Source organism: Clostridium sp. DL-VIII (assembly GCF_000230835.1).
Taxonomy (GTDB): Bacteria; Bacillota; Clostridia; order Clostridiales; family Clostridiaceae; genus Clostridium.
In genome coordinates this window covers 627,514-641,974 of sequence record NZ_CM001240.1, presented here as the reverse complement: position 1 = coordinate 641,974, position 14,461 = coordinate 627,514, and the positions used below count along the sequence as shown (strand labels likewise).

Sequence of the window (14,461 nt, the reverse complement as noted above, 5' to 3'; positions counted from 1 at the left end):
ATAATATCTAGGTAATATCGGTTATGCTGTAAAGTATTAAGAAGACTTTTCTATTATAGATATTCATTTTTTAGTATTTTATTTTTATATTATTATTATACCACTTTTTGACTTTTATTTCCACATAATTGAATTTTATATTCTATATTAAAATTGATATTTTCTCTCCATTACTTTATAATATAAAATATTAAGGGATTTGATATGAAATCCAAATTTATTTTACTTTTAAACTATAAAAATCGTAATTTTTTATACTAAACTTTTTAAGACTATATATACCTTAAGGGATATATAAGGTGAATTCTAAGGAGGATTAGCATTGTCTTTATGTGAAATATGTAATTCTGAAGCTGATATACATCATATTGTTCACAGAAGTGAAGGTGGCTTTGATATAGAATTGAATTATAAATATTTATGTCCATCTCATCATCGCGGGAAGTATGGTCCCCATCAATCCAAAGAAGTTGATCTTAGATATAAATTAGATCTTCAAAATAGGCTATATGATATGTTAAAAAAAGATTACTACTCTTTTAAGGAATTAGCATTGGAATTAAATATTCCTAAAAATACCCTTAAAAGAATAACTAAAAATTTGAAGCTTTATAAAGAAGGTTATAAAAAATCAGAAGTGATTTTCAAAATAATGGGCGAAAATTTCTATTCGGAAGAAATGATTGTTAATTTAACTCTAGATAAATTGATTGAAGATAATTATTAAATTCTTAATTATAATATAAAATTAGAAAAATATTTTATTTACAAATTTTACACAAAAACAATCCACCTTCAAAAAGGTGGATTGTTTTTGTATTTTATTAAATTTCTATTCTGTAAAATTAATTTCCTATCAATTAATTTTTTCATCTAACAAACAATGGAGCGAAAGACGGGGCTCGAACCCGCAACGTTCACCTTGGGAAGGTGACACTCTACCATTGAGTCACTTCCGCCCACTTAGGCATAATTAGAATACCAAGCTAATTACATATTATAATAGTACATATGCTAACCTTTCTCATTCGCCCATAGTAATTATATTCCTTTTTTACCACGGAAATCAATATTTAATTTGAAATATTTTACACAACATCCTCTTCTCTCATGTCATCTTCTTCATAATCTTCCTGGAACTCTTCTTTCTTAATATGCGTTTCATTCTCTTGTTCTGCATAAGTATATAAATCTATATCTTTCTCTGCTGATATATTATTATCTTCTTTATTATCAGATTCATCTAATAATTGTGCTTGCCTTTCTTTCTCATTAATTATCTCTTCCTCTAATATTTCATTCTCTATAATTGTCTCGTCCAATTGTAAATCTAAATTTTCAATCTCTTTTATTTCCTCTATCTCAGCTTCTTCCCTAATAGTTTCTTGAATCTCTTCTTTTTCTACTGGTAATTCATAATTCTCATCGCCTTCAGCTTCATTTAATGTTAATGCATTTTCGGAATTCTCATTTTCTAAATGTGCTTCTTCAATACTTGAATCATGTTCTTCAACATCTGAATTTGATTCTTCTATATTTAAAACTGCTTTCATATGACCTTCATCTTCATCAATCTTAAATTGTCTTACTTTTTCTCCAAGGTCATCAGCTTTATCTAATAAAATATCTGACCTGTTATTTACTTCTTCAGCAAGTTGTGCGAGCTCTCCTGAAGAGTCAGTTACCTGTTCTAATGAACTTGATGTATCCTTTATTTCTTCTGATAAACCATATACCGTATCTACAATTGAATCTTTATTATAGCTAATACCTTCAAAAACATTTTCTATTTCTGAAACCTTAGGTGTAATCTCTTCAACTAATTCTGCAATTTCCTTAAATGAACTTGATGTATTATAAATTATGTCCTTTTGCCTTTCGAGTTCACTATCCATATTTTTAGATTCTTCCACAAGCTTGTTTATCACATCCATAAGTCTCCTTATTATTACATAGATGTTTTGTGCCGATTCTTTACTCTTGTCGGAAAGCTTTCTGACTTCTGATGCTATTACATTAAAGCCTCTTCCCGCTTCTCCTGCACTGGCGGCTTCAATAGCTGCATTAAATGCTAAGAGATTTATTTGCTCTGCAATCCCATTTATGATATTAGTGATTTCATTAACATTTTTCATATCACCCTGTATATATTCAATGCTAATTGAAAATTTTTGAAAAGTATCATTAACATTCGTAATTCCAGTATTTAATTCTTTTATATTACTAGTTCCTTTTGATGATTTATCATTTATTACTGAAACATCTTTATTAATTAAATGAATTCTATCTTTAGCTAAATTTATTTCTTCTCCAAAGCTTGATAACTTATTTGTTATCACTTGAAAATCAGAGTTTTGCTTATTAGTATTTGCTGAAACTTCCTCTATAGAAGCAGATATTTCTTCTGTAAGTACAGATAATTTTTCTGCAATTTCACTTAATGATAATGACCCATCTCTAACTATATTGGCATTATCTCTTACAGATCTTATCATTCCTCCAACAGACTTTTTAGCTTTATCAACGCTTAAACATATTTCACTTATTTCATCATTTGCCTTAATATATTTTTTATCAATTGAAGTATAGAAATCTCCCTTTGCAATACTATCTACATAAGTTTTAGCACCTAACAATCTATTTATCATTTTAATTATAACTCCAACAATTATTACAGATATTAACAATATCATAATTATTGTTATAACAGTATCAACAATTCCTAAGTTATTTAATGCACCTAACAAATCCTTTTCCTCAACAGTAACACCAATAGAAAGACCAGTATTTCCAATTGCACTGTATGATATATACATCGATTTGCCCTCGTACATATATTTTCCTATACCAGATTTACTTCCAGTAATCATATCTTTACCTATATTGTTTAATTGATCTAATGAACCTTTATCTGATGTCATGTTAGTTATATTTTTATTTTCACTTACTAAGCTCTGATCTTTTGCAACTATAAAATTTCCATTACTATCTACAATTAAAGAACTTCCTGTTTTTAAAAAGTTTGTTCCTTCATTTAATTTTGAAAAATCCTCACAATCTTTTACTGAGGTTATAACTCCAATTACATTATTTCCAGAATCTTTAATAGGAACTGAATAAGATATAACCTTTTTCTTTGTAGCTTGATCTATATATGGATTTGTTATAAAGTTCTCTCCATTTATTGATTTCATAAAGCTTTGAGAGGTTTTCATCTCTTTTTCATTTCCATCTGTGTCTATTGAATGGCCATCTTTATTACTTATAACCAGTTGTAATTGTCCAATTGTCTTTAACGCCGGTTTTATAATTTCTATCTTATCCTTTAAAGGTGTATTTGCATCACTAATTTGAGGATTACTTGCAACAACTTCAAGATTTTTAATCTCACCTTCTATTTGATCATTTGCTCTTTTTGCAGCAGCATTCGTAACATCTGACATTATATTAAGGTTACTTTCCCTTAAGGAGTCACTTGCAAATTTGTACCCTAACAGAGATAATACTATAAATGCCATAAGTAACATAGGTATTAAAAACATTATAATTTTAACCTTTATGCTTCTAATTTTTTTATTCATTTCTACCTCCTGAAGCAAGTACTAATATTTTCCTTACGGTACAATTCTATTGCAGCATAATAAATTCTCTATTAAAATCTGATTAAATTCTTGTTAAAACAACTAAATGTATCCTATTCAAATAAATTACTTCTAAAATTTTTTGTTAATTTATTGACATGAAAAATTTGAATGCTTATAATTAAAAATATTAATATAATAATACGTTGATGAGGACAGTAAGCTAAAATCTTATTTTCAGAGAGAGAATATGCTGGTGTGATTATTCTTAAATAAATTTAGACTGAAAACCACCTCTGAGTGACTCTAATAAAGTCCGTTATTATCACGTTACGATAAATTTAAGTGACCTATTTTATTAGATTATTTTAAAGTCGTGATTTTGTGTTTATAAATATCCACAAGATACTTTAACTAATCTATATTAGGTAATTAGAGTGGAACCACGGAATATTACTCCGTCTCTATATTTTTAGAGACGGAGTTTTTTTATTTAAATTAATTTAGAAATCACATAGTGATTTCATCCATAACTGTTAACTGCCCGCAGGATATACTAAAGGGCATAATTTGTTAACTAATTAAAGGGAGGATTTGAAATGATAAAAGTAACTTTAAAAGATGGTTCAGTTAAAGAACTTGAAGCTGGATTATCAGTTTATGAAATCGCTAAGTCTATTAGTGAAGGTTTAGCTAGAAATGCTTGTTGTGGTGTTATTAACGGGAAAGTGGTAGATCTTAGAACAGAAGTTAATGAAGATGTATCTTTAAATATATGCACCTTTGATTCTCAAGAAGGTAAAGATACAGTAAGACATAGTATCTCACACGTTCTAGCTTATGCTGTAAAAAGATTATTCCCTGAAACAAAATTAGCCATAGGACCTTCTATTTCTAATGGTTTCTATTATGACTTCGATAGAGAAACAGCATTTACTGCTGCTGATTTAGAAAAACTTGAAGCAGAAATGCAAAAAATAATTAAGGAAAATCCAACTATAGAAAGATCTGAACTTCCAAGAAATGAAGCTTTAGAATTAATGAAAGATGAACCTTATAAAGTAGAATTAATAAACGATCTTCCAGAAGATGAAGTAATCTCTTTCTATACAATGGGTGACTTCACTGATTTATGCGCTGGGCCTCACCTTTTATCCTTAAAATCAGTAAAAGCGATAAAACTTACTAGAAGTGCTGGTGCTTACTGGAAAGGCAATGAAAAAAATAAAATGCTTACTAGAATTTATGGTACTGCCTTCTTAAAGAAATCTGATTTAGATGAATTCTTAGAAGCTTTAGAAGAAGCTAAAAAGAGAGATCATAATAAACTTGGTAGAGAATTAAAATTATTTACTACTGATGAAACTATAGGTCAAGGCCTTCCATTATTAATGCCTAAAGGAGCTAAAATAGTTCAAATTCTTCAAAGATGGGTTGAAGATGAAGAAGAAAAAAGAGGTTACCTTTTAACTAAGACTCCTCTTATGGCTAAGAGTGATTTATATAAGATTTCTGGTCACTGGGATCACTATAAAGATGGTATGTTTGTATTAGGTGATGAGGAAAAAGATGATGAAGTATTTGCTTTAAGACCAATGACTTGCCCATTCCAATATACAGTTTATAATGCTGAACAACACAGCTATAGAGATCTTCCAATCAGATATGGTGAAACTTCTACTTTATTTAGAAATGAAGCTTCAGGCGAAATGCATGGTCTTATAAGAGTTAGACAATTCACTTTAGCTGATGGTCACTTAATTGTTACACCTGAACAATTGGAAGAAGAATTTAAAGGTGTACTTGAATTAATTCAATATTTAATGGGAACTTTAGGAATTGCTGAAAAAATAACTTATAGATTCTCCAAATGGGATCCAAACAATACTGAAAAATATATCAATGATCCTGAGGCTTGGAACAAAACTCAAGATACAATGAGAAATATTTTGGATCACTTAAAGATTAATTATATTGAAGCTGATGATGAAGCTGCCTTCTATGGTCCAAAACTTGATTTACAATTTAGAAATGTTCATGGTAAAGAAGACACATTATTCACAATTCAAATTGATTTTGCTTTAGCTGAAAGATTTGATATGAGTTACGTAGACAAAAATGGAGAGAAGAAACGTCCATATATAATTCATAGATCATCAATTGGATGTTATGAAAGAACTTTAGCTATGCTTATAGAAGAATATGCTGGTGCTTTCCCAACATGGTTATCTCCAGTTCAAGCAAAGATACTTCCAATCTCTGATAAGTACAATGATTATGCTGAAACAGTTACAAAAGCATTAAAAAATAGAGGTATTAGAGTTGAAGCTGACTATAGAGCTGAAAAAATTGGTTACAAGATTAGAGAAGCAAGACTTGAAAGAACTCCTTACATCTTAGTTGTTGGCGAAAAAGAAGCTACAAACAATGAAGTTTCTGTAAGAAGCAGAAAAAATGATGATGAAGGTGCTATTAAGTTAGATGCATTTATTGAAAGAATTGTTACTGAAATAGCTAATAAAGAAAGATAGTCAAATCAGTTAACATTCGCAATCTACAGTAGTAGAATCTATATAGCTATTTAAACTGTGTAGATTCCTAGTTGTAGCTTATTAGTTATATTATCAACAAAAAATCTTAGGATTGCTACACAAAGAATGAAAGTCACAATATGTTGTATTTTTTAATTTAAATACAATATATTGTGACTGATTTTCCTAATGGAGCAACCCTTTTTTATTAGAACTGCTTCAAGAGTTTATATATAAGTTCCAATTAACAATGTACGTTTAACAATTCAAAATGAATGATGAAATTTTTTCAAAATTTCTAAAACTAATATTTTAGTAAAATGTATTATTTCAATTAGAACTTATATAGTTAAAAACATTTTTATACACTAGAATATGACTTAATAATATCCTTCTTCTATGTCTACATACACTTCTTTTATAGTAGAAAGCATCCTGTTTAACTCATTAATCTTAGCTTGAATGTCAGATATTTTAGATTCTTTATCTTGAAGTTCTCCTTTATTTTTCTCTATTAACTCATTTATCTGTTTAATTTTTTCTTCTAATTCTACGAATACTAAGTATTCTTTCTTAAAATATGGCTTTTGCTTCGCTTCTTCTATTAAGCGTTTTTCGGCCTCATCCATGTTTGATTCATTGATAAATTTACTAGCCTGTTCCTTCCACATACTTGGTGAAACTATGCTTTTTAAAGTTCCAAGCTTATCTTTAGATTTGCTAATATTATTTTCAGCCTTTTCTTTTCTTATGCGCAATTCCTCGTAATTCATATATGATGGTAATAGAATTCTTTTTTCTGAATTCATTATAATTCTCTTAAATTGATCCCTATAACTATCATAATTCTGAGCTAAAGTATTATGATTTCTCATTAATTCCTTTTGAATTACTTCCAATCTCTTCTTTTCTTCCATCAGCAATTCTAGATCTCTTTCCTCTTCTTCCTTCTTAATGGAAATAGAACTATATCTTTGCTGCTTTTGCTTCCATATATAGACCATTTTATTATAACTATTTAAATCTGCTTCTTCATTATCTGAGAAAAAAACTGTCGCCATTATTTCTACAGTTAAAAGCGGCAGTAATTCTTCCTGATCCCTTTGAACCAAAAAAGTATTTTCATCCGATAAAAATAAAAGAATCATAAAGTATTCATTTGAAAATCCTGCAAGTGAATTTTTACTATCATATTCGGTAAATCTTTTATTAACAATGTTATAAACTTCAAATATAATTAAAGAAATATCCCTATATGAATTAATATCTCCTAAATCAAGCATTATTGATAAAAATGTATACGGCTGTGCTTCTATACTGCTCTTAAGTTCTGCTTCTGACATGATATCTAAATTAAATTTTTCATAATGCACTTTTCCTATATTGTCTGTTCTCCGCCTTAATTCTAAAAGCTTATTACAAATTTTAGATATTATTTCTTCATTTATTTGCTTACTATTCCCTTTACTTTTTGCAAGTAATATAACCTTTTGTAAATAATATTCAATAATTGAATCTAACTTCTTTATCTTTCCGTCAAAATTTTTTTTACTCATTAAAATCTCATAAGATTTGTCTACTAATGAATCCAAGTTTTTTATAAATTGCAGCTTGCTGAAGATGCTTCCAAATGGCGCTTTTGATAGCTTTATTAATTTATAATATACAATTAGCTTAATTTCCTCATCATCCACATTTCTAAGCTCTTCTAAATTTTGAGTTACATTTTCTAAAATCTTATCTTCATTTGATTTTGCAAATAGTTCTCTAGGCTTATTTAATAAGTTAACAGTTACATTAAGAATAGTATAAAGGATTCTAAGTTCTCTTCCCTTTAATCTTAAAAAGCTCTTATAAAGTAATTCATATTTAATTTCTCTATTAATTTTTTCATTCACTATTTCCTTAAATATTATAACTTTTCTCTTAGCTTCAGCTATATTTTGAGTACACTTAATTACATTTTCATTAAATATTCCATCTTCAAAATTCATTTTAACTTTTATGTTATTTTTTTTAGCGCCTAAAATCTCTTGCAATTCCTTATCATATGAAAACTCCACAGTTTCCAATATATCCTGATATTCATTTGTTAATTTAGATAAGTTATCATATGTATCTCTTAATATTTCCACTTCCCTATCCAGAGACAGCTCCATTTTTTTTATCGAATGATCTTCATAATCTAATTTTTTTATTGAGTTTTTTAACTCCTGCCTTTGAATTTCAAGCTTAACAAGTTGACTTTCTTTTTCAAAAAGTAATTCCTGGCTTTCATCACATTTTTCCCTTAAATCATCGCATATTTTAATATAAGTTTTATAATCTTTTTCAACTTCTAATACATATCTTTTTTGCAGCTTAATTTTTTCACATAATAATATTTGCGTTTTTTCTAAGCGAGATTTTTCTTCCTTTATTATAATTATAATATTATTTATCTCTCTTATATTTGTGAACTTACCATCTGATTCAATAATTTTCTGCCTTAGATTATTAATTTGATTGTTTTTTAATAAAACATCTTCTTTTATTCTAGTAGCTTCTTTTTCCGTATATTCTATAGTGCTTGGTGCTTTAAAACTCACATCTCCAAGTGTCTCTATTGCTTCTGGAGTTGTTTTTCTTAGATACCAGCACAGAACCTGATGCATTGTTTCTAAAACTTCTATTGGATGCTTTAAAATTATTCCATTTTTATTGCTGCTCGAAGAATGCTCATATCCATTAATCAGCACAGTTTCAATACCATTATAAATTTCTTCTGGTAATGAAATACTTGGACTTAATCTAACATTATTAAGTAAAATTCTCACAGCTACATCCGCTTCTATGCTATTTTTCTCTGCTATATGCTTTAAAAAAACTTCCATTATCTTTCTTACTATAATTTTTGTAACTATCGGAAAATACTCACATAAACATTCAGCTTTTACTAACTCATCATAATATTCACTTATATCAGTTTTTTTCAGGTAAAAAAAGTTACTTTCATTATATTCCATAGTCTATTCCTCCGAGAAACCTACCGCAAACTGTGCTACGTTTTTAATCTATGAATTCTTTTTCCGTTATAATATAATCTATAGGCACATCCTGTTTATTCATTGGTACCTTATCAATAACTTGAAAATCATAAGCTAATGCCACTTTTGTAATTCGTCCTACATTTACTTCATGAATTTTTTTAAAGTACCTATCATAAAATCCAGCACCATATCCCATTCTTCCACCACTTCTATCAAAAGCTACTCCGGGAACCACAATTAAATCAAGCTCATTTGGATTAATCTCTGCTTCTCCCTTTGATGGCTCTAAAATTCCATAGGAACTTTTTATCAAATTATCCATTGATGTAATTTCTACTGCATCCATAATTCTAGTATCAAGTTCAGTTCTTGGAACATAAATCTTTTTATTTTCATTTAAAGCTTTTTTGATTATTCCTCTAGTATTTATTTCTGTACCGTAAGATATATAAATAAATATATGTTTTGCATCTTTATAATACTTACTTTCACAAAATCTCCTTATTATCTCCTTGTCCATTTTTTCTTTATTATCTATATCTATATTTTCGCGCTTTTTTAATATTTCTTTTCTCAATGTCTTTTTAGCATTAAAGTAATCCATAATATTATCCCCCCATAATTATATTTTTTAAATAATTGCTTTTAATTTTCATTTTACTATGAATTGTTTTCCAATTTTATTGTATAATTTAGTTACATAATTAATTATATTTTATATTGTACTTAACTTCATCAATTATACATATATTTTTTAATATAATGAATGTAAAATATTTATCAAATAGAAGGAGAGTAATTTTATGAACTGCAATGTTGAATTAATAAAACAAGAAGGTTATAAGCCAACATTTTGGTCAGGAGGTATGGCTACAGAATTAACAACATATCCAGCAAATTCTGATTATGCAAGCAGGAATTTTTTATGGAGACTTGGTGTTGCTAAAATTGATATCCCTGAATCTACTTTTAGCAGTCTTCCAAATGTTTCGCGTAAATTCATGGTTACTGAAGGCCAGATAACCCTTGAACATGAAAATAAATATTCAAAATTACTCAAACCTTTTGATCAAGATGGTTTCATGGGAGATTGGAATACCAAAACTTATGGCAAAGCCTCTGTTTTTAATTTGATGACGAAAGAAAATTATAATGGAGAACTAGTTCACTTAAGTATTTTGCCCAAAAAACAACTTAAGTTTAAACATAAGACAACCCTTAATAAAGATCTAGTAGCTCTGTGCTTTTATGTGATAAATGGCAATTTTAAATGTACTATAGACAATAAGCCTTATAATGTTAGAACTAATGACTTATTAGTAATCAATAACATTAATGCCCGGTCAATATATGAATTTATTTTCTCCAATAATTGCTTTGATACCACTAACATTATTGCAAGTATAATATATCGTTACTAATTTAATATATATTTTATAAAAAGGAGTACTCCTATTATTTTTATGAGCACTCCTTCTTCATTTATTATAGTTAGGCACAATCAAAAAAATAACAAGCCCATCTGCCAGCCTATTTTCATGTGCCTTAAAGTTTAAAATTTTTAATTACTATTTTATTCCTCTTAAAAGCTACTTCCTTTTTTATTGTATAGTCATCTTTATCTACGGTAATTCTATAAATATCCGGGCATTCTTCTTCTCTCCACTTTTTCATGTATTTTGCTGTAGCCTCTACATCCGTATAATAATTTTGATCATAGTAATCCGAAAATTCTAAATATGATAATATGCTTTTCTTGTCTAATATCATATTTCCCTCTCCTATATTATTACATATAGGAACAAAAAATCTTAATGGAACCTCATATTGATATCTGGACTTTCCCTTGATAATTTTTGACTCCATAAGTACTCTCTTAAATAGAATATTATCTTTATCAATATCATCAAGCTTCAATTTGAATATTATCTTTCCATTTTTGTTCTTCTCTAATTTCGCTTTTATCATTCGCTCACCATCTGTCACATTTTTTATTTACTCTTTCTCTATTTTAGCATGACAAATACTAACTGTCTAAAATTAAAAGAATCCTATTAATCTTCCGTAAATATATTTGATATTTTTAATATATTTCTACTATAATATGTATATATCTAGCATCAAACTCAAAATATGTAACCGGAATGTTTGGAGGAGATTACTTTGGATAATTCATTTATATCTGATATGAATATTTTTAATAACGATGTATCTTTCTTAATTAAACTTAGAGCCAAACCACAAATCTTGGAAATAATTTTAAAAAAGCATACAGAAGAAGTTTCTGAAGGAATATCTATTGAAGATAAAAGAAATGATTTGATTATCTGGAATGCAATGTATACTCGCGAAATAGTTGAATATGGCATTTTAACAAAATATCTTCATCCAATATATAATAAATTTTATACCTTGATCCCAACCATTAATACCCTAAAAGAACTTCAAGAACTTGAAGTAAAAATGATCGATACTTATATTAACTTGCTCATAAATGATGTTGAAGTGAAAGATAATTTTGTTATAAACAGAATACTAAAACATCTCCACCTTAACATAGAAAGTCAGATCTCTTTAAAAAAAATATCTAAAGATCTAAATTTATCTGAAGGCTATATATCTGAATGCTTTAAAAAACACATGGGTATAACAATTATGAAATATGCTAAAAAAATAAGGATTGATAGAGCTAAAGTACTGCTTGTAACTACTACCAGCAGTATTCTGGAAATAAGTTTAATTCTAGGCTTCCACGATCAAAGCCATTTTAACAAGGTTTTTAAATCTTTTACCGGAGTATCACCCTCAGAATATAGAAATAGTAATTTTGGATAAATTAAATACTTATAAATAACTAACTTTAAATTTAGATTTATATGCTGTTCTATCACAATTACATATATATTTTCCGCAGAACTTACACAATTTTTACTATAAGCTACTAATAAAGAGATTGGTCCAATTTCTTCATCCCCTAAAAATAAATTCAAGCGAAGCAAAAAATGGAACAATCTATGAAAACTCAACTTATGATAATTTCCAAATATCTTTATTATACTCAGCAATTGCTCTATCTGAAGAAAAAAATCCTGCTTTACTAATGTTGATTAACACTTTCCTGTTCCAAGTTTCTCTATCCTCATAATCTTTAAATGCAAGTTCTTTTACTTTTATATAATCCTCAATATCTAATAAGGTCATAAACCAATCCTTATTAATTAATTCCTTATGAAGTCTTATGAGATTCTCATTATCTCCAACTGCTTTCATTTCATCTCCAATTATGAAATCTACTAATTGCTTAATTGATGTTTTTTCGTAATACCTCTTAGGAGTATAATCTTTTTTCCTATAGTGTTCAATTACATCTTCTGAAGATTCACCAAAAATATAAATATTATCATCACCAACCAATTGATGTATTTCAACATTTGCTCCATCTTCTGTTCCTAAAGTTAATGCTCCATTTAACATAAACTTCATATTACCAGTACCAGATGCCTCCTTCGATGCAAGAGAAATCTGTTCTGATAAGTCACAAGCAGGAATTAACTTAGAAGCTTTAGTTACATTATAATTCTCAACCATAACGATTTTTAAATACTTATTAATTTCTGGATTATTATTTACTATTTCCTGCAAACATAGAATAGCATGGATTATATCTTGAGCTATTACATAAGCTGGAGCTGCCTTTGCTCCAAATATCATAGTTATTGGAGTTATTGGAATCCTGCCATTTTTTATCTCTAAATATTTATAGATAGCATATAGTACGTTCATCTGTTGTCTCTTATATTCATGGAGTCTTTTAATTTGAATATCAAAAATAGAGTTTTCATCTAATTCAATGTTTTGAGTTTCCTTTAGATATTTTTTTAATGAGATTTTATTTTCCTTCTTTATCTCTCCTATTCTTTTTAACACAGCCTTATTATCTATAAATTTAATTAACCCTTCCAGCTTTGAAGCATCCTTTTTATATTCATCTCCTATAAGTTCAGAAATATAATCAGCTAATTTATTATTGCAATGAATTAACCACCTTCTAAAGGTTATACCATTAGTTTTGTTATTAAATTTCTGTGGATATATATTATAAAAGTGTTTTAATTCTTCATTTTTTAGGATTTCAGTATGTAATGCTGCAACGCCATTTACACTGAATCCATAATGTATATCCATATGAGCCATATTAACTCTGCCTTCTTTATCTATAATCGCTACTTTTTCATCCTTGAATTTCATCTTAACTTGATTATCCAGCTCTCTAATAATAGGTAGCAATTGTGGCGCAACTTTTTGCAAGTATGATACTGGCCACTTTTCCAAAGCTTCTGCTAATATTGTATGATTAGTATAAGCGCATATCTTTGAAACAATCTCGATTGCCTCTGATATAACTATTCCTCTTTCACCCAATAACCTTATTAGTTCTGGAATAATCATTGATGGGTGCGTATCATTTATTTGGATTACAACATGTTCATTTAATTTATGAAGATTATACCCATTTTCTTCTGCCTCAAACAAAATCAATTGAGCTGCGTTACTTACCATGAAATATTGCTGATATACTCTAAGTAACTCTCCGGCTTCATCACTATCATCTGGATATAAGAATAAGGTTAAATTCTTTTTAATATCCTCTTTATTAAAATCAATCCCATCTTTAACTAAAGTCTCATCTATTGTATCTATATCAAATAAATGAAGTTTGTTTGAAGCTTTATCATATCCAGTAACATCTATATTATATAGAGTTGAAATTACTGTAAATCCACCAAATTGAACATTAAATTTTATGTCAGACTTAGTTAACCAGCTTTCTTTTGTAATCCATGGATTTTTAATTGTTCCTTGCTTATGATCTTCAAAAACTTGTTTAAATAATCCAAAATGATAATTTAGTCCAACTCCATCTCCATTCAAACCTAAAGTTGCAATTGAATCTAAAAAACAGGATGCCAATCTTCCAAGTCCACCATTACCTAAAGATGGCTCTAATTCAACCTCTTCAATTTCAGATAAATCTTTTCCTCCTTTGGCTAAAGCGCTTTTAACTTCCTCATATAGGCCTAGATTTATTAAATTATTAGATAATAATTTACCAATTAGAAATTCAGCAGAAATATAATACAATTTTCTCTTTCCTTTGTTTATACCCTTTTTATTAATAGCTCCTTTAGTTAATTCTAATAATGCTAAATAAATTTCTTCATTACTTGCTTTACTAACTTCTGTGCCAAGTCTCTCTTTTAAAATTTCACTCAAATCATTTTCTATCATATAATCTTCCACCCCGTTAAATTATATTATT

Annotated in this window: 9 protein-coding genes and 1 tRNA gene; 4 read left to right on the top strand and 6 right to left on the bottom strand. The window is 28.1% G+C overall.

Features of this window, described 5'->3' with window-relative positions; translation table 11 throughout:
- The first annotated feature begins 322 nt into the window (after nucleotides 1-322).
- Nucleotides 323-727, top strand: coding sequence for an HNH endonuclease signature motif containing protein (locus tag CDLVIII_RS03065; RefSeq protein WP_009167991.1), 405 nt, complete (start codon nucleotides 323-325; stop codon nucleotides 725-727).
- A gap of 157 nt (nucleotides 728-884) precedes the next feature.
- On the opposite strand, the gene CDLVIII_RS03060 is transcribed toward CDLVIII_RS03065, so the two are convergent.
- Together CDLVIII_RS03060 and CDLVIII_RS03055 are read right to left on the bottom strand one after the other, a co-directional pair.
- A tRNA-Gly gene (locus CDLVIII_RS03060) sits at nucleotides 885-959 on the bottom strand.
- A gap of 129 nt (nucleotides 960-1,088) precedes the next feature.
- Nucleotides 1,089-3,581 carry a methyl-accepting chemotaxis protein gene (locus CDLVIII_RS03055; protein WP_009167990.1) on the bottom strand — a complete coding sequence of 831 codons (2,493 nt, stop codon included), beginning with the start codon at nucleotides 3,579-3,581 and terminating at the stop codon, nucleotides 1,089-1,091.
- 599 nt (nucleotides 3,582-4,180) lie between these two features.
- Here CDLVIII_RS03055 and thrS point away from each other — a divergent pair.
- The gene (gene thrS, locus CDLVIII_RS03050) at nucleotides 4,181-6,112 is read left to right on the top strand and encodes a threonine--tRNA ligase (RefSeq protein ID WP_009167989.1); all 1,932 of its coding nucleotides are present in this window, start codon (nucleotides 4,181-4,183) and stop codon (nucleotides 6,110-6,112) included.
- 380 nt (nucleotides 6,113-6,492) lie between these two features.
- On the opposite strand, the gene CDLVIII_RS03045 is transcribed toward thrS, so the two are convergent.
- Nucleotides 6,493-9,117: a hypothetical protein gene (locus CDLVIII_RS03045; protein ID WP_009167988.1), complete on the bottom strand. Its 2,625-nt coding sequence runs from the start codon at nucleotides 9,115-9,117 to the stop codon at nucleotides 6,493-6,495.
- A 43-nt stretch (nucleotides 9,118-9,160) separates the two neighbouring features.
- On the bottom strand, nucleotides 9,161-9,745 hold the full coding sequence (locus CDLVIII_RS03040; RefSeq protein WP_009167987.1) for a 5-formyltetrahydrofolate cyclo-ligase: 585 nt from the start codon (nucleotides 9,743-9,745) through the stop codon (nucleotides 9,161-9,163).
- 199 nt (nucleotides 9,746-9,944) lie between these two features.
- Here CDLVIII_RS03040 and CDLVIII_RS03035 point away from each other — a divergent pair, with 199 nt between their 5' ends.
- Nucleotides 9,945-10,562: a HutD family protein gene (locus CDLVIII_RS03035; protein ID WP_009167986.1), complete on the top strand. Its 618-nt coding sequence runs from the start codon at nucleotides 9,945-9,947 to the stop codon at nucleotides 10,560-10,562.
- A 124-nt stretch (nucleotides 10,563-10,686) separates the two neighbouring features.
- On the opposite strand, the gene CDLVIII_RS03030 is transcribed toward CDLVIII_RS03035, so the two are convergent.
- On the bottom strand, nucleotides 10,687-11,109 hold the full coding sequence (locus CDLVIII_RS03030) for a hypothetical protein (RefSeq protein ID WP_035302032.1): 423 nt from the start codon (nucleotides 11,107-11,109) through the stop codon (nucleotides 10,687-10,689).
- 195 nt (nucleotides 11,110-11,304) lie between these two features.
- Between CDLVIII_RS03030 and CDLVIII_RS03025 the strand changes: the two genes are divergently transcribed.
- Nucleotides 11,305-11,976, top strand: coding sequence for an AraC family transcriptional regulator (locus CDLVIII_RS03025; RefSeq protein ID WP_009167984.1), 672 nt, complete (start codon nucleotides 11,305-11,307; stop codon nucleotides 11,974-11,976).
- A gap of 192 nt (nucleotides 11,977-12,168) precedes the next feature.
- On the opposite strand, the gene CDLVIII_RS03020 is transcribed toward CDLVIII_RS03025, so the two are convergent.
- Nucleotides 12,169-14,430: a glycogen/starch/alpha-glucan phosphorylase gene (locus CDLVIII_RS03020; protein ID WP_009167982.1), complete on the bottom strand. Its 2,262-nt coding sequence runs from the start codon at nucleotides 14,428-14,430 to the stop codon at nucleotides 12,169-12,171.
- Nucleotides 14,431-14,461: the final 31 nt, after the last annotated feature.

Coding starts and splice junctions, on each gene's coding strand:
- thrS (WP_009167989.1), top strand. CDS start 4,181: ATGATAAAAGTAACTTTAAAAGATGGTTCAGTTAAAGAACTTGAAGCT.
- CDLVIII_RS03055 (WP_009167990.1), bottom strand. CDS start 3,581: ATGAATAAAAAAATTAGAAGCATAAAGGTTAAAATTATAATGTTTTTA.
- CDLVIII_RS03040 (WP_009167987.1), bottom strand. CDS start 9,745: ATGGATTACTTTAATGCTAAAAAGACATTGAGAAAAGAAATATTAAAA.
- CDLVIII_RS03030 (WP_035302032.1), bottom strand. CDS start 11,109: ATGATAAAAGCGAAATTAGAGAAGAACAAAAATGGAAAGATAATATTC.
- CDLVIII_RS03020 (WP_009167982.1), bottom strand. CDS start 14,430: ATGATAGAAAATGATTTGAGTGAAATTTTAAAAGAGAGACTTGGCACA.
- CDLVIII_RS03045 (WP_009167988.1), bottom strand. CDS start 9,117: ATGGAATATAATGAAAGTAACTTTTTTTACCTGAAAAAAACTGATATA.
- CDLVIII_RS03035 (WP_009167986.1), top strand. CDS start 9,945: ATGAACTGCAATGTTGAATTAATAAAACAAGAAGGTTATAAGCCAACA.